Origin of the sequence: Nocardia sp. NPDC056564, assembly GCF_042793755.1 — a bacterium.
Classification (GTDB): Bacteria; Actinomycetota; Actinomycetes; order Mycobacteriales; family Mycobacteriaceae; genus Nocardia.
In genome coordinates, this window is record NZ_JBHTUR010000004.1 from 385448 (window position 1) to 406633 (window position 21186).

Genomic DNA, 21186 nt, shown 5'->3' on the forward strand with positions numbered 1-21186 from the left:
AAGATTCGCAGCTGGCGAGCCAGATCCGAATTCTTTCTGTACTGTGTTAAAGATCACGTTGTGTGGTGAGTCACACGGCTTGGTGCAGCGCGCTTCCAGGCAGACCATGGAAGTACCCGTTACCCACCGAGTTCGCATGTCTGCCAGGAACACAGGAGGTATCGATGACACGCAGCGAAATCGCGGAACTCCGCTACACGGTCGGCCAGCTCCGGCAATCCATCGGCGCATTGCGCAGCCACTACGGCGACGCCAATATGGTGCGGCGGCTGGAGAACGATCTCGAGCGGCTCGTCATCGACGCCGACGAGCTCGAGCAGTCGCCGCCGCCGGAGATCCGGCGCCGCCCGCAGGACACCATCTACGTCCCGGACAGCAAGTCCGACGAGGCGGCCTGGATGGGTGCGCAGGACGAGGGCCTGGGCTTCCACTCGCGCCCACGGACCGAATAACCCCGAACCGACTTCGCGGGCCCACGCCGTGCCGGTGGGTCCGCGAAGTTCTGTCTGTGGTCAGGCGCGATGCTTGCCGAACCGGCGATTCGGCCGAGCACCGTGGAACCGGGCGCCGCGCGGGGTCTCCACGATCGGCGCGGACCCGGCCGACTCGAACAACGCCGCGATGCCGTGATCATGGCCGAGGGCGATCGCTTCCAGCCCGTAGTTGCCGCCGGTGCGCGCGAGCTCGTGCAGCATCGTGGTCATGATCCGCAGGCCGGTGGCGCCGACCGGGTGACCGAGGGCGATGGCCGAGCCGTTCACGTTCAGCCGCTCGCTCGGATCGAAATCCCATTCCTTGGCCAGCGCAAGCACTTCCACCGCGAAACCCTCGTTGATCTCGACCAGATCGATGTCGTCCAGGTCGATGCCGGTACGGCCGAGCAACTTCGCCACCGCGGGCGCCGCGCCCAGCGCGGCGGTCGGCGAATCGCAGCCGGCCGCGGCCCAGCCGACCAGATACGCCATCGGGGTCAGCCCGAGATCGACGAGTCGATCCTCCGCGACCACCAGGCAGGCCGACGCGCCGTGCCGGTGCGCACTCATGTTGCCCGCGGTGACCACACCGTTGACCAGCAGCGGGCGCAGCGCCGCCAAGGTATAGGTGGACACGTCGTCGCGCAGGCCCTCGTCGCGCAGGATCCGGTGTCCCCCGGTGCTTTCGAGGCCCGGTTCGGCCCACCCCGGTTCGTCCACCACGCCGACCGGAATCACCTCGGCGGCAAAGGTGCCCTGCCGCCAGGCGCGCGCCGCCTTGCGGTGACTGGCCACCGCGAACTCGTCGGCCTCGGTCCGGCTGATGCCGTAGTAGCGAGCCACGTCCTCGGCGTTCAGCAGATCGGACCGGCTGACCGATTCCCCATGGCAGGCAGCGGCATCCGCGGCACACTCCACGCCGCCGGCCACCACCACATCGGCCGCGCCGGTCTGCACCATCATGGCCGCGGTGATCACCGCCTGGAGCCCGCTGCCACAGCGGCGATCGGTCAGAAAACCGGGCACCGCGAACGGCAGACCCGCGCCGCGCGCGGCCAGCCTGCTCAGCTCCGGGCCGGTAGCCAGACCGCCGTCGATACACGCCATCGCGACATCCTCGATGCGCATCGGGTCGATTCCGGAGCGTTCGATCACCGCGGACAGCACCGTCGAAGCCATCCACTCCGGCGGCATCCCGGACAGCGCACCCCCCTCGATCCCACTCGGCGTACGCACCGGCGCAACGATCGCGGCTCTTCTCATCTTGGTGCTCCTTCCCCCGGCCGGGCGCTGCGTCCGATCAGCGACGCTCGCGGGTCCCTCCGTGGTTACGCAGGCTGCCGCCTCCGGGACTGACGCTCACGCCGCCGACGGACGTGGGTATCAGTGCACGTCAGCGGGTACATCTCGGGAGAAGATCACCACAAATATGTTGCCTCCGTGTGACAACCGGCGCGTCGCTATTTCGACTTCAGGTTTCGTTCAGCCGGACGGTCCTCGAATGCTGTTCTGTTTTAGTCGAGTTCGAAGAGTTTGCGGTCCGTTCACCGCTCGACGGCGACAGTTGAAACTTCGGCCAATGTGGCGCAAATCACGGGCATTCACCCCGACCCGGTATGCCGGGACCCCGCTCGAGCGATAGCGGGCGTGTCGTATGGTGCTGGGCATCACATTCGAATTGCGGAGGTATCGATGACCAACCGCACAGCAGATCAGCGAGGCATCCACCTGTGAGTGCCGCACCGACCACCAGCCCCGAAACGGGGACCGGTGTCTTCAGCAAGACCAGGGCCCGAATCTCCGAACGCACGCTGCGCACCGACCGATGGTGGGTTCCACCGCTGGTCACGGTGCTGGGGCTGGGCGCGTTCGTCATCTACGCGACGGTCAGATCCTTTGTGCGCACGGCATATTGGGTCCCCGACTACCACTATCTGACGCCGTTCTACTCGCCGTGCCTGAGCACCTCGTGCGTCGAAGGCTCCAGCCACTTCGGCACGCCGTTCGGCGATCTGCCCACGATCATCCCGCTCGGCTTCGTGGTGCTGCCGTTCCTGCTCGGCTTCCGGCTGACCTGCTACTACTACCGCAAGGCCTACTACCGGGCCGTGTGGTTCTCCCCGCCGGCCTGCGCGGTCGCCGAGCCGCACGCCAAGTACACCGGCGAGACCAGGCTGCCGCTGATCATCCAGAACGCGCACCGCTACTTCTTCTATGTGGCCGTGGTGGTTTCGGTGATCAACACCTACGACGCGGCCGTCGCGTTCCACGGCAAGGACGGCGGCTTCGGGCTCGGCCTCGGCAACTTCGTGCTGTGGCTCAACGTGATCCTGCTGTGGGCGTACACGTTGTCCTGCCATTCCTGCCGGCACATCGCGGGCGGACGGCTCAAGCACTTCTCCGCCCACCCGGTGCGCTACTGGTTCTGGACCCAGGTCTCCAAACTGAACACCCGGCACATGGCCCTGGCCTGGACCACCCTCGGCACGCTCGTGCTGACCGACTTCTACGTCATGTTGGTTGCCAGCAAGACGATTTCGGACTTGCGGTTCATCAACTGATCCGCCCCAACCCCAGGAGTATTCGCGGCCATGCCAGAAGTGGAACGGCACAAGTACGACGTCGTCGTCATCGGGGCCGGTGGCGCAGGATTGCGCGCGGTGATCGAGGCCAGAGAACACGGCCACTCCGTCGCGGTGGTGTGCAAATCCTTGTTCGGCAAGGCGCACACCGTGATGGCCGAGGGCGGCTGCGCCGCGTCGATGGGCAATGCCAACGAAAAGGACAACTGGCAAACGCATTTCAAGGACACGATGCGTGGCGGCAAGTTCCTGAACAACTGGCGGATGGCCGAACTGCACGCGCAGGAGGCGCCCGATCGGGTGTGGGAGCTGGAAACCTATGGGGCGCTGTTCGATCGGACCGCCGACGGCCGGATCAGCCAGCGCAACTTCGGCGGCCACACCTACCCGCGGCTGGCGCACGTCGGTGACCGCACCGGCCTGGAGATCATCCGCACCATGCAGCAGAAGATCGTCTCGCTGCAGCAGGAGGATTTCGCCGCGACCGGCGACTACGAGGCCCGGATCAAGGTCTTCTCCGAATGCACCATCACCGAACTGCTCAAGGACGGCGACCGGATCTCCGGCGCGTTCGGCTACTGGCGGGAATCCGGCCGCTTCATCCTGTTCGAAACGCCCGCAGTGGTTTTGGCCACCGGCGGCATCGGCAAGTCGTACAAGGTGACCTCGAATTCCTGGGAGTACACCGGTGACGGCCACGCGCTCGCGCTGCGCGCGGGGGCCACGCTGATCAACATGGAATTCCTGCAGTTCCACCCCACCGGCATGGTCTGGCCGCCCAGCGTCAAGGGCATCCTGGTCACCGAGGGGGTGCGCGGCGACGGCGGCGTGCTCAAGAACACCGACGGCAAGCGGTTCATGTTCGACTACATCCCGCCGGTGTTCAAGGGGCAGTACGCCGAGACCGAGGAGGAGGCCGATCAGTGGTTGCGCGACAACGACTCCGCGCGCCGAACCCCTGACCTGCTGCCCCGCGACGAGGTCGCGCGCGCGATCAACGAGGAGGTCAAGGCCGGTCGCGGTACCCCGCACGGCGGCGTGTTCCTCGATATCGCCTCGCGCATGCCCGCCGAGGAGATCAAGCGCCGCCTGCCGTCCATGCACCACCAGTTCAAAGAGCTCGCGGACGTGGACATCACGGCGGAGCCGATGGAGGTCGGCCCGACCTGTCACTACGTGATGGGCGGGGTCGAGGTCGATCCCGACACCGGCGCGGCGACGGTGCCCGGCTTGTTCGCCGCGGGCGAGTGTTCCGGCGGCATGCACGGTTCCAACCGGCTCGGCGGCAACTCGCTGTCGGACCTGCTGGTGTTCGGCCGCCGGGCCGGCCTGGGCGCCGCGGCGTACGTCGAGCAGCTCGCGGAGCGCCCGACGGTCACCGACGCCGACATCACCGCGGCCGCGAAGATCGCGCTCGCGCCGTTCGATCCACCCGCCGAGGGTGCGGGCGAGAACCCCTACACCCTGCACACCGACCTGCAGCAGACGATGAACGACCTGGTCGGCATCATCCGCAAGGAGCACGAGGTGCAGGAGGCCCTGACCAAGCTGGCCGAGCTGCGCGAGCGGTTCAAGCAGGTCACCGTCGAGGGGCATCGCCAGTTCAACCCGGGCTGGCACCTGGCGCTGGACCTGGAGAACATGCTGCTGGTCAGCGAGTGCGTGGCGAAGGCGGCGTTGCTGCGCACCGAGAGTCGCGGCGGGCACACCCGCGACGATCATCCGTCGATGGATCCGGACTGGCGGCACAGGCTGCTGGTCTGCGCGGTGGATCCGAGCACGGCGGGGGAGACCATCCCGGCGGTCACGGTGACGCCCAAGGATCAGACCCCGATGCGGCCGGAACTGCTCGCCCTCTTCGACCTCGGCGAGCTGGAGAAGTACTACACCCCGGCCGAAATCGCCGGGCATCCGGCGCAGGCCGGGAAATCGACTGAGCGAGAGGCGTAGCGATGGGTTACGACGCCAAATTCCGCGTGTGGCGCGGCGACCTCGACGGCGGTGAACTGCACGACTTCACCGTCGCGGTGAACGAGGGTGAAGTCGTGCTCGACATCATCCACCGGTTGCAGGCCACCCAGGCGCCCGATCTGGCGGTGCGCTGGAACTGCAAGGCGGGTAAGTGCGGCTCCTGCTCGGCCGAGGTGAACGGGCGCCCGCGCCTGCTGTGCATGACCAGGATGTCCACCTTCACCGAGGCCGACGTCATCACGGTGACCCCGATGCGCACCTTCCCGGTGATCAAGGATCTGGTCACCGACGTGTCCTTCAATTATCAGAAGGCGCGCGAAATTCCGTCGTTCACCCCGCCCGCCGATCTCAAGCCGGGCGACTACCGGATGCAGCAGATCGATGTGGAGCGCTCGCAGGAATTCCGCAAGTGCATCGAATGCTTCCTCTGTCAGGACACCTGTCACGTGGTGCGTGACCACGAGGAGAACAAGACCTCGTTCGCCGGGCCGCGGTTCCTGATGCGGATCGCGGAGCTGGAAATGCATCCCCTGGACGTCGCCGATCGGCGGGACCTGGCGCAGGACGAACACGGGCTCGGCCTCTGCAACATCACCAAATGCTGCACCGAGGTCTGCCCCGAGCACATCAAGATCACCGACAATGCGCTCATTCCGATGAAGGAGCGCGTCGCGGATCATAAATACGATCCGCTGGTGTGGTTGGGTAACAAGCTGTTTCGGCGCTGACCGGTCGGCTCGGCACCGATGATCTGCCCTCCGGCAAGGCCGGAGGGCAGATCCGTTTACAACATGGCCACCACCGCGACGGCGACAACGCCGACCAGCAGGCCGATGACCAGCGACGACATCAGCGATCCGGTGAGAATGAACAAGCCGATCGCCGTCACGGCAAACAGCAACGCGACGATCAGCCATTCGACCCAATCCCCGGGTCGCAATTTCTTGTACCTGGAGTGGGAACCTTTGAGCCCACGGTCCACAAAGAGTGGGCTACCCCATTGTTATAGAAGCGAAACTATTCGGGGCGGTCGAACTCGCCGTCGTGCACGCCCGCGGTGAACGCGGCCCATTCCGACGGCGTGAACACCAGCGCCGGACCGTCGGGATTCTTGCCGTCACGCAGGCCGACGTGGCCGTCTGCCAGCAGGGCTACCTCGACACTGTCCTTGCCCTCGCCATTGCCGGCCTTGCGCCAGGTCGCCCCGGAAAGATCGACATTCGCGCCATTGTCGATGCTCACGACTCCGCCTCGCCAACGCTCGGCTCCGTCGTGCGCGCGCTGGGCCGGTGATTCACTCGCGGCCGCTCGATCATGAACAACTCCTTTGCTGGAGCCAGGAGTCGGCAAACGGGTGCCATAACCCCGGGCGGTGAACGAAAACTATTGCACCTCAATAAGTTGACTACTCATGCCGCGAACTCTTTGGCCACCTGCCTGAGCAGCTGCCGACTGTTCTGGATATCCAGCGCGGCCCGCTGCAGGCTCTCGTGTGCCCGATGGTACCGCCGCACGTCCACCGGGCGTTCGAGATACAGATCGCCGGTGAAGCCCTCCACGTACACCACCGGCGGCTCCACCGGCTGCCCCTTGCTGTCGGTGCCGAACTCCAGCACGGTGAACGGCCCGGTGGAATCGCCCAGCGGTATGCCCGCCGCGAACGGCAGGATGCGCACCGAGACGTTGTCGCTGGTGCTCAGGTCCGCGAGGTGACGTAGCTGTGCCGCCATCACCTTCGCGCCACCGACCACCCGGCGCAGCACCGACTCGTGCAACACCACGGCAACCGTCGCGGGGGAGCACTTGCGGGTGATCAACGCCTGTCGCTGCAACCGCAGCTGCACGCGGCGCTCCAATTCCGCCGCCGAATCGTCGGGGTAGCCGAGACGATGCAGAGCCCTCGCGTAGTCCGCGGTCTGCAGCAGACCGAGCACCAGTTCCGGGTGGTAGGAACTCAGTTGCTGGGCCGATGCCTCCAAACCCACATAGACGTCGAAGTTTTCGGGAATCAGATCGCCGTAGGCGTGCCACCAGCTCTTCACCGCGGCCTGCTGGGCCAGGCCCTTGAGCCCGTCGGCGAGCTGCTCGTGGATGCCGTAGATGCGGCACAGTTCCTGGATGTCGATGGTGCGGATGCGGTCGGCCTGCCCCTTCTCCAGCCGCTGCAAAGTGCTTGCGCCCCATTCCATCAGCCGCGAGGCCTCTGCGATGGTGAGCCCCGCCTGGGTCCGCCAATCGCGCAGATATCTGCCCAGTTGCCTGCGCGGTAGCGTAGAGGAGGCACTGTCGGTACCGGTCGGTTTGTCGAACCCCCCTGGCGCTCGCTCCGCACTAGCTGACGTTCTCGCCGAACTCGCTGACACAGCACGCTCCGTTCTGTGTTCTGCTGCTCACCTGCGATTTTGCGGGGGCAACCAGCAAGCTCGGTTCCCCGTCACTTCGCTTGGGCAGCGGGCTCTTTCGTCCACTATGGAGAATCCTCCCCTCCCGGCTGGTTTTCGTGCTGGGAATTCGCGCGAAATCTTTGGATATCCATCGCGGGCGTTGTTCCGGGCCCCCGGCAATGGTGTGCTGGAAGTATGCCCGGACGGATCGAACGCCCTCCCCGGCGTCCGCTCCGCGAAACTTCCGGGCACTCGGCAAGAGTCGTCCGCAGGAACGAGGAGTCATGGCTGTACATGTCATTGCGTCGTCCTTGATGACCAGCGATCGCACCGCGCAGTGCTCACCCACCCCGCCGGCCGCCGTCCACGGGTGCGCGCGCAGCGTCGGGGACGAGGGCTGGTCGGTTTCCTACCTCCCCGGCCGCACCCTGACCCGCGCGCAAGCCGTTGCCGCACAGCGGGTTGCCGAGGTGGTGCCGTCGCTGCTCGGGCTGATCGGCGAGCTGGTCGACGAGGTCGGGCTCACCGCGCTGGAGGCGGTCGGGATGGCGGTGCGGCAGTCCACCCCGCCGGCGGGGGTCGCCTGATGCAACTCACGAACCTGAACATGCACGTGGCCGCGATGCTCGCCTGTGGCGCCGATCCCGGCGTGCTGAATGTCGAACAGGCCCATGCGGCAATGCAATTGCACCTCGACTGCACCGTGGACCGGTGCCGGGTGCGGCGGCGGGCGCGGGCGACGCTGGTAGAGGCGGGCAAGTGCGTGCTGGACGAGCGCGCGCTGCCGTCCTGAGGAATCGGTACGCCTGACCGAAGCCGAGCCGATCCGCTACCGTTCTCTCGCGACGAGGTACGGGAGAGGCGAGTCTGTGTGGGTGCGGGTGTTCCGACGGTCGGTGACGGTAATCGCGATGTCGGTGCTCGCCGCCGTACCGATCTCCGGCAATGCCGTGCCGGGCGACGACGCGCGACCCGCCGGCCTCGACCGGTTCTACGGCCAGCAGCTGCACTGGCAGCCCTGCGAGATCGAGAACCTGGACAAGGCCGGCGGCGCGTGCGCGGATGTGCTGGTGCCGCTGGACTACGGACACCCGGACGGGCGGACGATGACCGTGCGGATCTCGCGGGTCGCGGCCGCCGATCCGGCTCGGCGCCAGGGGGTTCTGCTGGCCAACCCGGGCGGACCCGGCGGCGAGGGACTGGACAGTATCGATCTGCTCGGTGATGTGCTGGCGCCCGACGTACTGGCGACGCACGACCTGATCGGAATGGATCCGCGCGGGGTCGGGGAGTCGGGGCGCAGTCCGCGCTGCGGGTGGCCGGTCGGCGAGATGATCCGTTCGGCGGGGCTGGATCCGCTCGGCTTCGTGCACGACACGGTGCAGTCGGCGGGCATGGCCGCGGGCTGCCTGGTGCACGACCCGGAGATGATGCGGCAGTTCACCACTCGCAATACCGCGCGGGACATGGATGTGGTGCGCGGGGTGCTCGGCGAGCAGACGATCGACTATTACGGCGTGTCCTACGGCACCTACCTCGGCGCGGTGTTCACCCAGATGTTCCCGCAGCGCAGCGGGCGGATCGTGCTGGACAGCGCGATCGACCCGGGCCGGTATTGGGAAGGGCTGGTTCAGGATTGGGGTCCGGCGGACGAGCGGGCGCTGGACGACTGGGCGAGCTGGGCGGCGACGAAGGACGACACCTACCGCTTCGGCGCGACGCCGCAACAGGTGCGGGCCACGGTGGAGGGTTTGGTGCGGACGGCGGCGCGGCAGCCGATCGTCATCGACGGCTTCGCGATCGACGATCACTGGCTGCCGTTCGTGCTGCACGGGATGCTGATGAACTTCCGGCTGAACGAGGCCCTGGCCAATACCGTGCGCGAGATCGCCGATGCCGCCGGTGGTCCGCCGGCCACGGCGCGCTCACCTCGGCTCACGGCCATTCTCACGGCATTGCGCGATGGCGAGAATTCGACCCTGGCGCAGATCGCCTGCGGCGACGCCGGCGTCCCCCGGGATCCCGGCTGGTACTGGCGCAACATCGAGGAAAACCGTTCCAGCCAGCCGGTATTCGGGGCGATGGCGAGCAACATTCAGCCGTGCGCGTTCTGGGCGGGGCCGGTCGAGCCGGCCACCGTGGTGCGTAACGCGGTGCCCGCGCTGATCCTCAATTCGAGCGGCGATCCGCGCACGCCGTACGCCCATGCGGTTCGGCTGCACGCGGACCTGTCCGGGTCGCGACTGGTCACGTTGCAGGATGTGCGTATTCACCTGACCTTTCGGCCCGGGCTCAGTGCGTGTGTGAACGACGCGATCAACGCCTACCTCGGTTCGGGCGCGTTGCCCGCGGCGGACACGACCTGTTACGCGGACCCGCCGAGTCGGTAGGTCAGCGCGAAACACTCACCTCGGCGGCGGTATAGGGATTGTCGTCGATCCAGGGGCGTCCCTCGGCGAACCTGGTCGATCGAAATGGCGTGAGATCCACCAGTTTCGGTGCGCCCTCGGTGATCCACTCGGCCAGGCAGATGCCGATCGCGGGGGCGGTTTTGAAGGACGTGCCGCTGTCGCCGGTCATCAGCCAGAGACCGGGGACGGCGGGTATCTGATCGATGATCGGGTGGCCGTCCGCGCTGCGCATATACGTGCCCGCCCAGCCGCCGCGCATCGTCGCGGCGGCGAAGCCGGGGAAGCGGTGGGCCATGACCGTTCTGGCGCGGGCGATCGCGGCGGCGTCGATGGTCTCCTCGGCCCGGTCCGGGTCGGTCGGCCGAGCCGCCGTGCCGAGGCCGACCAGGGTTGCGGCGTTGGCCTCGGGCCGGAACCAGGAACCTCGCGTGGAATCGACGACGACTCGGTGCTTGCGGCCGAGATCGACGGCGGCGGGCCAGCGGAAGATCACCACCTGGGTGCGCACCGGGACCAGGCCGAAGCCGAGTCCGAGCGGGCGCAGGAGTTGATCGGACCAAGCGCCTGCGGCGAGGACAACGGTCCTGGTCGAGATCGGTCCCGCCGATGTGACGACGCCGGCGACCCGGTCGCCGCTGGTCACGATCCGCGCCGCCGGGGTCTCAGTCAGAATCTGCACGCCGAGTTCGGCTGCCGCCCCGGCGAGTCCGTAGAGGGCACCGTTGGGATCGGCGACGCCCGAGCCGGGTTCGAACGCCGCGACGGTCAGGTCGTCGGTGCGGATCAGCGGTTCGATGGCGCGCAGTTCGTCGGCGGTGACGACGGCCGTATCGATACCGATCGCCTGCTGCGCCGCGACATTCGCGCGCAGCCGCGCTTCGTCGCCCGGTACCACGAGGCGGAGGAAGCCGACCGGATCGAAACCGGGTGACCCCGTGCCGATCTCGTCGTCCCACTCGCGGAAGATGCGCAGGCTCGCGTGGGCGAGACGGGCCTCGGGCACGTTCGCGTAGTGGCAGCGAATGAGGGCGCCCGATTTCCCGGTCGCCCCCGCGCCGAGCTGGCGTCGCTCGACCACGACGACATCGCGAATGCCTCGTTTCGCCAATTGCAGAGCGGTGGAGATCCCGACGATGCCGCCGCCGATAATCACGACCTCGGCCGTTTTCGGCTGCTTTATCGTCATTGCCGCCCTTTCGCTCATCGTCCGTAATCGTCGATCGCAAAAGAACTTACGCGTGGCCGATCAGCCTATGCAGCACCCCAATGTTTCATGCTATTCGGTGTGTCGTGAAACTAGACGTCGCACCGCCAGTTGTAGGCGGTCGACCCACCGCGCGCATGCAGGCCGTACGCGTACTGGCACCAGGATTCGATATTCACTCCCGGCCGGCCTCGCTCCGGATGGCTCGGCAGCCAGCACCGCCAGCCGAATCCCCCCTGGTTCGGGTAGTCGAGACTGGCGCGCCAACCGATATTGCCCTGGTTGTATTGGCAGGCAAGGCTGAGTTGCCCCTGATCCATGGTCACCGCCGCATCAGCAGTCGGGGCTATCGCGATGCTGACGCCGATCGATGCGGCGCACCCCAGCAGTGCGACCGCAATCCTTTGACGCATTTTGTTTCCTAACTCAAATCAACTGCGGCAGAATTACTTTGCCTTTTGAGAATAGGTAGCGCGAAGCGGGCACGGGATCCCTCGAACGACGGACAAAATCGGGGCGGCGCAGATGTTTCGGTCAGGCGGCGGCCGTGACCGACTCGTCGGCGAACTGGGTGCGGTACAGCTCGGCGTAGCGGCCTGCTTCGGCCAGCAGTTGCGTGTGCGTGCCGCGCTCGATGATCCGGCCCTGCTCCATGACCAGGATCTGGTCGGCCGCGCGGATGGTGGACAGGCGGTGCGCGATCACCAGGGCGGTCCGGCCCGCGAGGGCCTCCGACAGGGCCTCCTGGACAGCGGCTTCCGAGGTCGAGTCGAGCGAGGCGGTGGCCTCGTCGAGGATGACCACGCGCGGCTGCTTGAGCAGCAGGCGGGCGATGGTGAGGCGCTGGCGTTCACCGCCGGAGAGGCGGTAGCCGCGTTCGCCGACCACGGTGTCCAGACCGTCGGACAGCGACTCGACCAGGTCGCGTAACCGGGCCCGCTGCAACGCGTCCCACAGCTCGGCCTCCTGCGCCTCCGGGCGGGCGAGCAGCAGATTCGCCCGGATCGTGTCGTGGAACAGGTGCCCATCCTGGGTGACCAGGCCGACGGTGTCCCGGATCGACTGGCTGGTCAGGTCGCGCACATCGGTGCCGTTCAGCCGCACCGCACCGCCGTCCACGTCGTACAGGCGGGAAACCAGCTGGGCGACCGTGGATTTGCCGGCGCCCGACGAACCGACGAGCGCGATGAGCTGGCCCGGCTCGGCGCGCAGCGACACGTCGTGCAGCACGTCGACGCCGCCGCGGGTATCCAGGGTCGCGACATCCTCCAGCGAGGCCAGCGACACCTTGTCCGCGGACGGGTAGCCGAAGGTCACGCCGTCCAGCTCGACCGCGACCGGTCCGTCCGGCACCGCGACCGCGTCGGGCGCGTCCTCGATCAGCGGCTTGACGTCGAGCACCTCGAAGACCCGCTCGAAGCTCACCAGCGCGGCCATGATCTCCATCCGGGCGCTGGCCAGCGCGGTCAGCGGCGTGTAGAGCCTGGTCAGCAGCAAGGACAGGGCTACGACGGCGCCCGCGTCCAGCTGTCCGCGTAGCGCGTACCAGCCGCCGAGCCCGTAGACCAGGGCGACCGCCAGCGCGGAGACCAGGGTGAGCGAGGTGACGAAGATGGTTTGCAGCATCGAGGTGCGCACGCCGATATCGCGCACGCGGCGGGCGCGCAGTTCGAATTCGCTGGATTCCTGCTGCGGCCTGCCGAACAGTTTGACCAGCGTCGCGCCGGGCGCGGAGAACCGCTCGGTCATCTGGGTGCTCATGGCGGCGTTCAGCTTGGCCGCCTCGCGCTGCATGTCGGCCAGCCGGTTGCCCATCCGCCGGGCGGGCAGCACGAACACCGGCAGCAGAACCAGCGCGAGCAGGGTGATCTGCCAGGAGATGCTGAGCATCACGCCGAGCGTGAGCGCGAGGGTGACCAGGTTGGCGACCACGCCGGAGAGCGTGTCGCTGAACGCGCGCTGCGCGCCGATCACGTCGTTGTTCAACCGGCTGACCAGCGCGCCGGTCCGGGTGCGGGTGAAGAAGGCGATCGGCATCTTCTGCACGTGATCGAACACCGCGGTGCGGAGATCGAGGATCAGGCCCTCACCGATGCGGGCCGACAACCAGCGGATGACCAGCCCGAACGCGGCATCGAAGATCGCGAGGGCCGCGATGAGCAGGGCCAGCTCGACCACGATCCGCGGCGCGGCCCCGCCGACGATGTTGTTGACCACCCGGCCGGCCAGCACCGGCGTGGCCACGGCCAGCAGCGCCGACAAGACGCTGAACAGGAGGAACACACCGATCCGGCGCCGGTGCGGCGCGGCGAATCGGAGAATGCGCCGCGCGGTGGCCAGGCTGAACTGCCGCCGCTCCTGGGGCGCGTTGGCCCGCCGGTACATCTGGCTCCAGGCCACCGATTCGATACTCACGTTGTTTCTCCCTCTCGCTCCCCACCCATCAAAGCCCTCGGCACCGACACTAAGACCTCAACAATGGTTGAGAGCAAGTCCATCCGCCGCATCGCGATTCCGCGCACAGCGAAATTTCGGTGCCCACGCCTAGGCTGGCCGGGTGACCAAAGACCGGGTGGTGCAGGCGCTGAGCGGCAGGCTCGACGGTGTGGTCGACGCGTCCGAGCGGCGGCGGGCGGAGTATTCGTCGGACGCCTCGAATTATCGCGTGCTGCCGCGGGCGGTGGTATTTCCCCGGTCCGACGAGGACGTGGCGGTCACGCTGGAGATCGCCGGGGACCACGGCCTCCCGGTGACCGCCCGCGGCGGCGGAACCTCGGTGGCGGGCAACGCGATCGGGCCGGGGCTGGTCCTGGATTTCAGCAGGCACCTGAATCGGATCCTGGAGCTGGACCCCGAGGCGCGGGTGGCCAGGGTGCAGCCCGGCGTCGTGCTGTCGGAATTGCAGCGCGCGGCGCGGCCGCACGGGCTGCGGTTCGGGCCGGATCCGTCCACCCAGAACCGGTGCACGCTGGGCGGGATGATCGGCAACAACGCCTGCGGGCCGCGCGCGGTGGCCTGGGGGCGGACCTCGGATACGGTGCGGCAACTGCGGATTCTCGACGGGACGGGGGTCGAGCGGACGCTGGCGAACGATCTGGCGGTAGTGCCGGGGCTGGCCGAGTTCACCGCGGCCAATCTTGCGGTGCTGCGCACGGATCTGGGGCGCTTCGAGCGCCAGGCCTCGGGTTACGGACTCGAACACCTGCTGCCCGAACGTGGTTCGGCGGTGGCCAAGGCGTTCGTCGGATCGGAGGGGACCTGCGGGTTGCTGCTGGACGCGACGGTCGAGCTGGTCGAGCTGCCGAAGGCCGCGGTGTTGACGGTGCTCGGCTACCCCGATATCGCCACCGCCGCGGACGATGTCGCGGCGGTGCTGGCGTGCCGGCCGACCGCGGTCGAGGGCATCGATGCGCGGCTGGTCGACGCGGTCCGGACCCATCGCGGCACCGTGCCGGAGCTGCCGCGCGGAGGCGGGTGGTTGTTCGTGGAAACGTCGGGTGATACGCCCGCGGCCGCGTTGGCCGTCGCCGAGCGACTGCGCCGGTCCGTCGACGCACTCGACTCCCGCATCGTCACCGATCCCGCCGCGGCGGCGGCACTCTGGCACATTCGCGCGGACGGCGCAGGCCTGGCCGGCCGCACGCCGGACGGGCAGCCGGCCTGGCCCGGCTGGGAGGACGCAGCGGTGCCGCCGGAACGGCTCGGCGCCTACCTGCGCGATTTCGCCGAGCTGACCGCTGAGCACGGTGTGGACGGACTGCTGTACGGCCATATCGGCGACGGTTGCATACACGTGCGGCTGGATCTCCCGATCGCCGACGCACCGCGACGGTTCCGGCGCTTCCTGTTCGACGCCGCCGAACTGGTTGTCCGGCACGGTGGTTCACTGTCCGGCGAGCACGGGGACGGGCGGGCGCGCTCGGAGTTGCTCTCGCTCATGTACTCCCGCCCGGTGCTCGACGTATTCGCCGGGTACAAGGCCCTTTTCGATCCCGCCGACCTACTCAACCCGGGAGTACTCGTCGCGCCACGACCGATCGACGCCGATCTGCGACTGGCCGGGCTGCCGCTGCTGCCCGCCGCGGGCGGCTTCGCCTTCCCGCACGACCACGGCGACCTGAGCACCGCGGTGCACCGCTGCGTCGGCGTCGGCAAGTGCCGGGCCGATACCCGCGCGGCCGGCGGCTTCATGTGCCCGTCCTACCTGGCCACCAGGGACGAGAAGGACAGCACCCGCGGCCGGGCCAGGGTGTTGCAGGAGGTGGTGCGCGGCGCGCTGCCGTGGTCGTCCGACGCGGTCGCCGAGTCGCTGGATCTGTGCCTGTCCTGCAAGGCCTGTCGCTCGGACTGCCCGGCGGGTGTCGACGTGGCGGCCTACAAGGCCGAGGCGCTGTATCGCCGGTACCGGCGCCGACCGCGACCGATCGACCACTACTCGCTCGGCTGGCTACCACGCTGGCTGGCGCTGGCGACCCGACTGCCGCACGCCGCCAACCGGCTGGCGGGCAACCCGGTACTGCGCCGAATCGGGTTGCGGGCGGCGGGCATTGATCCCCGTCGCGAAGTACCCCGGCTGGCGGAACGCAGCTTCCGCCGGATGTGGCGTGACCTCGACGGAGTGGTCCCGCCCGCGGTGTCGAGCCGCGATGCGCGTGCAAACCCGGCCACCGCAGCGGAAGTCGATGCGGAACGCCCCGAAGTGATGCTGTGGGTCGACACCTTCACCGACGCCTTCGACCCTGAGATCGCCCTGGCGGCGGCGCGATTGGTGCAGTCGCTGGGCTACCGGGTGCGCATTCCCGCTGAGCGCGTGTGCTGCGGGCTCACCTGGATCAGCACCGGCCAGCTGGACGGCGCCCGCGCGCGCCTGCGCGCCACGGTGGACGCGCTCGAGGAACACGTTCGCGGTGGCGGCATCGTGCTCGGGCTGGAACCGTCCTGCACCGCGGTGTTGCGTTCGGACCTGCCCGAGCTGCTGCCGGACGACCCGCGCGCGGCCGCGACCGCCGGGGCCGTGCGCACGCTCGCCGAGTTCCTGACCGCACAACCGGGCTGGCGGCCGCCACAATCGCAGGGCCGGACAGTCGTGGTTCAACCACATTGTCACCAGCACGCGATTATGGGATTCGACACCGATCGCCAGTTATTAGCCACAATGGGAATCAATGTGACTGAAATCACCGGATGCTGCGGTCTGGCCGGAAACTTCGGAATGCAGCGCGACCATTACGACATTTCGGTCGCGGTGGCCGAGAACGGCCTGCTACCCGCGCTGCGCACCGCGGGCGAAGAATCGATCCTGCTCGCCGACGGCTTCTCCTGCCGCACCCAGGCGGCGCAACTGATCGGGCGCCGGGGCCGCCATCTGGCCCAATTCCTGTTGGAGCAGTGAGACTTTCGCGCGCTCGCCGGACCACGGTCGCGGCGAGTGCGCGATACCGGTCAGCTGCCGAACGGCAGGGTGCCGGGCGGAATCTGATAACCCGAACTGCCTGCGGAAACACCGCCCCAGGCGTTGAGCAACCAGTTGAGCAAGTTGGTGATCATTCGATACCTCCATGTGGCGACTGCCAGCTGTTTGCCGATCGGAACGAATATCGCCACATCCATTCTTCGCGTTACAAAATACCGAAGACCTGCGATCATGCATATCCGGTATCGAATAGCGCCGAATTGCGTTGGGCGCGAGCAGTTTCTCGCGCGAGCGTGGCCTGACCCACATTCCGGGACACGGCATCGGGCAGAATGGACCGATGCGTAACGCGATGGCCGAACCGGTAGGCGACCCCACCGGTCTGGCCAGGACCGTGACGTCCGACCGCCCGATCGACCTGGCCGCCACCATCGCCCCGCTGCGCCGCGGCGCCGGCGATCCGTGCCATCACACCACCCGCGACGGCGCGCACTGGCACGCCTCCCGCATGTCCTCGGGTCCGGTCACCTACCGGCTCACCCAGGCCGGACCGGCCGCGGTGCAGGCCAAGGCCTGGGGCCAGGGCGCCGAGGAATTCCTCGACGGGCTCGACCACATGCTGTGCCTGGACGAGGACGTGCACGGCTTCGTCCCGGATCACCCGAAGCTCATCGAGGCGCATCGCCGCTTCCCCGGATTGCGCATGCTGCGCACCGGCCTGGTCTTCGAGGCGCTGGTCCCGGCGATCATGGAGCAGAAGGTGCACAACATCTCGGCCCGCGATTCCTGGCGAAAGCTGGTGCGGCAGTTCGGCGATCCCGCGCCGGGACCGGCCCCGGCGAGCCTGCGGCTGCCACCGGAGGCCGACACCTGGCGGCGGGTGCCGTCCTGGGCCTTCCATCGGGCCAATGTGACCCCGCAGCGGGCGCAGACGATCGTGCGGGCGGCCAGGGTGGCGAGCTCACTGGAACGCGCGGCGGGCGTCGACCCCGCCGAGGCCGCGCGCAGGCTCCGGTCGATCCCGGGGATCAGCGTGTGGACCGCCGCCGAGACGGCGCAGCGCGCGTTCGGCGACGCGGACGCGCTGTCGGTCGGCGACTACAACCTCGCGCCGATGATCGGCTGGACCCTGCTCGGCCACCCGATCGACGACGACACGATGGTCGAATACCTGGAACCGCTTCGGCCGCACCGCTATCGGGCGGTGCGGCTGCTCGAGGTCAGCGGGCAGGCGTTCAAGCCGAAGTTCGGCCCGCGCACCCCGATCACCGACCACACCTGGCACTGACGCCTCAGCCCAGGCGAGCGCCGAGCCCGTCCAGCACGCGGTCCAGGCCGTAGCGGAACTTCCGGTCGCGCCGCTCGACCGGGTCGGAATCCCAGTCCGCGTCCTGCTGGAATCGGGGGTAATCCTTCGCGGCCTCCTCGGCGGCGGGCCGCAGCTGCGCGACGAACTCCTGCTCGGTCTGCCCGGAGCGGGCGAGGATCGCCAGCCAGGCGGCTTCGGCGATACCCATCCCGACCACGTAGCTCATGACGGCGCTGATCGCGTCGCCCGTCTCCGCCGCCGGAAAGCCGCCGGCCTCGAACAGTCCCACCAGGCCGTCGTTGAGGCGCATGACGTTCGGGCCCAGGTAGGACAAACCGACCTGGCCGAGGGTCGAGGCCATCCACGGGTGCCGCAGGATCATCGCGCGCAGGCTGTCCGCGCAGTCCGCGGTGGCCGAGCGCCAGGCCGCCGGGTCGGTGATCGCCGGCACCCGGATCTCGCCGTAGACCTCGTCGACGACCAGCTCGATGAGCTCGTCGCGGTTGGCCACGTGCCGGTAGAGGGAGGTGGCGCCGGCATTGAGCCGGGCACCGAGCTGGCGCATGGTGAGCGCCTCCATGCCCTCCGCGTCCAGCAGGGCGACCGCCTCGGCGACGATCTGCTCCCTGGTCAGCGCGGGCTGCTCCCTGCCTTTGCGCGGACGCGTCCATACCGATCCGACCTGCTGCTTTTCGACGGCCACGTCGACTCCCTTCGATTGCCACCACAGTAGCGCACGATGTTCGCACTTGCGAACGTCCGATATCAGTGCGTACATTGTTCGCAACCACAGAACGTTGTACGCACGCCGTGAGAAGAGAGTTACCGATGGACGCGATGGACACCCGCAACCCGAAACGCTGGTGGATTCTGATCGTGCTGTGCCTCAGCACGCTGGTCCTGGTCATCGACAATTTCGTGCTGGCCGTCGCGGTGCCTGCGCTGGCCGCGGATCTGCACGCGAGCGCCCAGGACATCCAGTGGATCCTGGACTCCTACATCTTGGTCTTCGCGGGCCTGCTGCTCACCTCGGGCAGCCTGGCCGACCGGTTCGGCAGGCGCCGGGTGATGCTCGTCGGCCTCGCCCTGTTCGGGGTCGCCTCACTCGGGGCCACCCTGGCGTCGAGTCCGGTCGAGCTGATCGTGGCCCGCACCGTGATGGGCATCGGCGGCGCGCTGGTGCTGCCGAGCACGCTGTCGATCCTGATCACCGTGTTCGACGCCGAGGAGCGGCGCAAGGCGATGAGCTTCTGGAGCGCCGCCTCGGTGCTCGGCCTGGTCGGCGGGCCGGTGCTCGGTGGCGTGCTGATCGCGCACTTCTGGTGGGGCGCCGCGTTTTTGATCAACATCCCGGTCGCCGCGGTCGCGATCATCGCGGCGCTGGTGCTGATGCCGGAATCCAAAGGGCCGTGGACCGAGCCGGATGTGCCCGGCGCGGTGCTCTCCATGGTCGGGATGACCGCGCTGGTGTGGACCATCATCGAATTCCCCAAGGGCGGTTTCGATCACGCGTCGACGGTGGGCACGCTCGTCGTCGCCCTCATCAGTCTGGTGGCATTCCTCGGGTGGGAGAAGCGGGTCGAGCATCCGATGGTGCCGCTGGAGTTGTTCCGCAACCGCGACTTCGCCGGCGGCAGCCTCTCGCTGACGCTGGTTCAGGTGGCCAATGGCGGTCTGCTGCTGGTGCTCACCCAGTATCTGCAATTCGTGCTCGGCTACTCACCGACCGAGGCGGGGCTGGCGTTCATTCCGATGATGGCCGCGTCCATCGTGTTCAACGGGCTCGGAGCCGGTCTGGGCGGCAGGGTCGGCAACCGCACGCTGGCCGTGACCGGCATGCTCGTCTCCACGGTCGGGCTCGGGCTGCTGGCCGGGCTGTCCGCGGACAGCGGGTTCGGGGTGCTGGCCGGCGCCCTGGTCGTGCTCGGCGCCGGGGCCGGGCTCGCGCAGCCTGCCGCCATCGCCGCGCTGATGGGGGCGGTGCCGCCGGAGCAGGCCGGCGTCGGGTCCGCACTGAACGACACCATCCAGCAGGCCGGTGCCGCCCTCGGCATCGCGGTGCTCGGCAGCATCCTGTCCAGCGCCTTCACCAGCGGCATGCCGGACTCGGCCCCGGCGGCGGCCCGGCATTCGATCGGCGACGCGCTGGCCGCGGCGGCGCAGACCGGCGACAACGCCCTGCTCGGCACCGCGCGGGACGCGTTCACCCACGCCATGTCGGTCAGCTTCGTCGCCGGCGGCGCGGGCATCCTGGCCGGGGCGATCGTCGCCCTGTTCGTCATGCGCAACGCCAAGACCGCAACGGCCGCCGCGGTCGAGCCCGCACTCGCCGAGTAGCACCACGAACACCGCGAGACCGGCCCCATCGTGCGCTTCGGGCCGGTCTTCCGGTATGTGGAACTAGTTCTGCCCGTTCAGAATTCGCCCAGGACGGTGAAGACGGTGCGCCCGGTGTGGGTGCCGCCCTGGATGGAATGCAGCACCTTCTCCGCATCGGTGATCGGCGCGAACTGGGTGAGCGCCGAAAGGTGTTGCGGCCGCAGCTCGTTGGCCAGCCGGGTCCACAGCTCGCGGCGCTTCTCGATCGGCACGAACACCGAATCGATGCCGAGCAGGTCCACCCCGCGCAGGATGAACGGCAACACGGTGGTCGGCAGGCCGGAACCGCCGGTCAGGCCGCTGACCGCGACCGCGCCGCCGTAGCCGATGGCGCTGAGGATATAGGCGAGCGACTTGCCGCCGACACTGTCGACCGCGGCCGCCCAGCGAGCCTTGTTCAACGGCCGCGGCTTGGCGTCGGGGTCCTCGGGCAGCCGGCCGATGACCTCGTTGGCGCCGATTTCACCGAGCAGATCGCTCGCGTCGGTCTTGCCGGTGGAGGCGACGATCTCGAACCCGAGGCCGGACAGGATGTCGATGCTCACGCTGCCCACGCCGCCGGTCGCGCCGGTGACCAGCACCGCGCCCGTCTCCGGGGTGATGCCGCGATCGAGCAGCGACTGCACGCTCAGGGCGGCGGTGAAGCCCGCGGTGCCGAGCGCGGCGGCGTCCCTGGGGCTCAGGCCGTCCAGCTTCACCACCCAGTCGGCGGGCACCCTGGCGTACTCGGCGAACCCGCCGTTGTGCGAGACGCCGATGTCGTAGCCGTGCGCGACCACCAGGTCACCGGGGGTGAAGTCGTCGTCCTCGGAGGCGACCACCTCGCCGGTGAGGTCGATGCCCGGCACGATCGGGTACTTGCGCACCACCCCGCCGCCGGGGGTGATGGCCAGCCCGTCCTTGTAGTTCGCGCTGGAGAAGTGCACCTTGATGGTCACCTCGCCAGGCCCGAGGAAATCGTCCCCGACCTCCTGCTTGGTCAGAACGATCCCGCTGTCCGATTCATGCGCCACCATCGCCCAGAACTCCATGCGACGAGCATACGAGCGTCTGTCCCAGA

19 protein-coding genes are annotated in these 21186 nt (G+C 68.3%); 10 read left to right on the plus strand and 9 right to left on the minus strand.

Going from position 1 to position 21186, the window contains the following annotated elements; translation table 11 throughout:
• Nucleotides 1-164: 164 nt before the first annotated feature.
• Complete coding sequence (locus ACFQ9K_RS13150) at nt 165-452, plus strand: hypothetical protein (protein WP_150400394.1); 288 nt, start codon at nt 165-167, stop codon at nt 450-452.
• 60 nt (nt 453-512) lie between these two features.
• Here ACFQ9K_RS13150 and ACFQ9K_RS13155 read toward each other — a convergent pair whose 3' ends face one another.
• A complete protein-coding gene (locus tag ACFQ9K_RS13155; RefSeq protein WP_378714376.1) occupies nt 513-1736 on the minus strand; it encodes an acetyl-CoA C-acyltransferase in 1224 nt (407 codons plus the stop codon).
• Nucleotides 1737-2203: 467 nt separating this feature from the next.
• Between ACFQ9K_RS13155 and ACFQ9K_RS13160 the strand changes: the two genes are divergently transcribed.
• The 3 genes from ACFQ9K_RS13160 to ACFQ9K_RS13170 are packed head-to-tail and all read left to right on the plus strand — an operon-like array spanning nt 2204 to nt 5754.
• A complete protein-coding gene (locus ACFQ9K_RS13160) occupies nt 2204-3034 on the plus strand; it encodes a hypothetical protein (protein WP_378714379.1) in 831 nt (276 codons plus the stop codon).
• A gap of 30 nt (nt 3035-3064) precedes the next feature.
• On the plus strand, nt 3065-5005 hold the full coding sequence (locus ACFQ9K_RS13165; protein WP_378714381.1) for a fumarate reductase/succinate dehydrogenase flavoprotein subunit: 1941 nt from the start codon (nt 3065-3067) through the stop codon (nt 5003-5005).
• A 2-nt stretch (nt 5006-5007) separates the two neighbouring features.
• Nucleotides 5008-5754 carry a succinate dehydrogenase/fumarate reductase iron-sulfur subunit gene (locus ACFQ9K_RS13170; RefSeq protein ID WP_378714384.1) on the plus strand — a complete coding sequence of 249 codons (747 nt, stop codon included), beginning with the start codon at nt 5008-5010 and terminating at the stop codon, nt 5752-5754.
• Nucleotides 5755-5810: 56 nt separating this feature from the next.
• Here ACFQ9K_RS13170 and ACFQ9K_RS13175 read toward each other — a convergent pair whose 3' ends face one another.
• The 3 genes from ACFQ9K_RS13175 to ACFQ9K_RS13185 all read right to left on the minus strand — a co-directional run bounded on the left by ACFQ9K_RS13175 (nt 5811) and on the right by ACFQ9K_RS13185 (nt 7281).
• Nucleotides 5811-5966: a hypothetical protein gene (locus ACFQ9K_RS13175; protein WP_364725454.1), complete on the minus strand. Its 156-nt coding sequence runs from the start codon at nt 5964-5966 to the stop codon at nt 5811-5813.
• 77 nt (nt 5967-6043) lie between these two features.
• Nucleotides 6044-6268, minus strand: a complete 225-nt coding sequence (locus ACFQ9K_RS13180; RefSeq protein WP_378714387.1) for a DUF397 domain-containing protein — start codon at nt 6266-6268, stop codon at nt 6044-6046.
• A 167-nt stretch (nt 6269-6435) separates the two neighbouring features.
• A complete protein-coding gene (locus ACFQ9K_RS13185; RefSeq protein ID WP_378714415.1) occupies nt 6436-7281 on the minus strand; it encodes a helix-turn-helix domain-containing protein in 846 nt (281 codons plus the stop codon).
• A gap of 413 nt (nt 7282-7694) precedes the next feature.
• On the opposite strand from ACFQ9K_RS13185, the gene ACFQ9K_RS13190 reads away from it, so the two are divergent.
• From ACFQ9K_RS13190 to ACFQ9K_RS13200, 3 genes are all read left to right on the plus strand, one after another.
• Entirely contained in the window at nt 7695-7997 is a 303-nt protein-coding gene (locus tag ACFQ9K_RS13190) for a hypothetical protein (RefSeq protein ID WP_378714390.1), read from the plus strand.
• Nucleotides 7997-8203, plus strand: coding sequence for a hypothetical protein (locus tag ACFQ9K_RS13195; RefSeq protein WP_364725462.1), 207 nt, complete (start codon nt 7997-7999; stop codon nt 8201-8203). Before ACFQ9K_RS13190 ends, ACFQ9K_RS13195 begins: the two co-directional genes overlap by 1 nt.
• A 118-nt stretch (nt 8204-8321) precedes the next feature.
• On the plus strand, nt 8322-9800 hold the full coding sequence (locus ACFQ9K_RS13200; RefSeq protein ID WP_378983162.1) for an alpha/beta fold hydrolase: 1479 nt from the start codon (nt 8322-8324) through the stop codon (nt 9798-9800).
• Between the two features lies 1 nt (nt 9801).
• Here ACFQ9K_RS13200 and ACFQ9K_RS13205 read toward each other — a convergent pair whose 3' ends face one another.
• The 3 genes from ACFQ9K_RS13205 to ACFQ9K_RS13215 form a co-directional block, all read right to left on the minus strand.
• Nucleotides 9802-11007 carry an NAD(P)/FAD-dependent oxidoreductase gene (locus ACFQ9K_RS13205; protein WP_378714394.1) on the minus strand — a complete coding sequence of 402 codons (1206 nt, stop codon included), beginning with the start codon at nt 11005-11007 and terminating at the stop codon, nt 9802-9804.
• Between the two features lie 110 nt (nt 11008-11117).
• On the minus strand, nt 11118-11438 hold the full coding sequence (locus ACFQ9K_RS13210; RefSeq protein ID WP_378714396.1) for a hypothetical protein: 321 nt from the start codon (nt 11436-11438) through the stop codon (nt 11118-11120).
• A gap of 121 nt (nt 11439-11559) precedes the next feature.
• On the minus strand, nt 11560-13440 hold the full coding sequence (locus tag ACFQ9K_RS13215) for an ABC transporter ATP-binding protein (RefSeq protein WP_378714397.1): 1881 nt from the start codon (nt 13438-13440) through the stop codon (nt 11560-11562).
• A 142-nt stretch (nt 13441-13582) separates the two neighbouring features.
• On the opposite strand from ACFQ9K_RS13215, the gene ACFQ9K_RS13220 reads away from it, so the two are divergent.
• Both ACFQ9K_RS13220 and ACFQ9K_RS13225 read left to right on the plus strand, forming a co-directional pair.
• Nucleotides 13583-16417 carry an FAD-binding and (Fe-S)-binding domain-containing protein gene (locus ACFQ9K_RS13220; protein WP_378714398.1) on the plus strand — a complete coding sequence of 945 codons (2835 nt, stop codon included), beginning with the start codon at nt 13583-13585 and terminating at the stop codon, nt 16415-16417.
• A 361-nt stretch (nt 16418-16778) separates the two neighbouring features.
• A complete protein-coding gene (locus tag ACFQ9K_RS13225; protein ID WP_378714400.1) occupies nt 16779-17726 on the plus strand; it encodes a DNA-3-methyladenine glycosylase family protein in 948 nt (315 codons plus the stop codon).
• A 4-nt stretch (nt 17727-17730) separates the two neighbouring features.
• Here ACFQ9K_RS13225 and ACFQ9K_RS13230 read toward each other — a convergent pair whose 3' ends face one another.
• Nucleotides 17731-18450 carry a TetR/AcrR family transcriptional regulator C-terminal domain-containing protein gene (locus tag ACFQ9K_RS13230; protein WP_378714402.1) on the minus strand — a complete coding sequence of 240 codons (720 nt, stop codon included), beginning with the start codon at nt 18448-18450 and terminating at the stop codon, nt 17731-17733.
• Between the two features lie 125 nt (nt 18451-18575).
• Between ACFQ9K_RS13230 and ACFQ9K_RS13235 the strand changes: the two genes are divergently transcribed.
• Entirely contained in the window at nt 18576-20084 is a 1509-nt protein-coding gene (locus ACFQ9K_RS13235; protein ID WP_378714404.1) for an MFS transporter, read from the plus strand.
• A 77-nt stretch (nt 20085-20161) separates the two neighbouring features.
• On the opposite strand, the gene ACFQ9K_RS13240 is transcribed toward ACFQ9K_RS13235, so the two are convergent.
• Nucleotides 20162-21157 carry an oxidoreductase gene (locus ACFQ9K_RS13240; protein WP_378714405.1) on the minus strand — a complete coding sequence of 332 codons (996 nt, stop codon included), beginning with the start codon at nt 21155-21157 and terminating at the stop codon, nt 20162-20164.
• Nucleotides 21158-21186 lie beyond the last annotated feature (29 nt).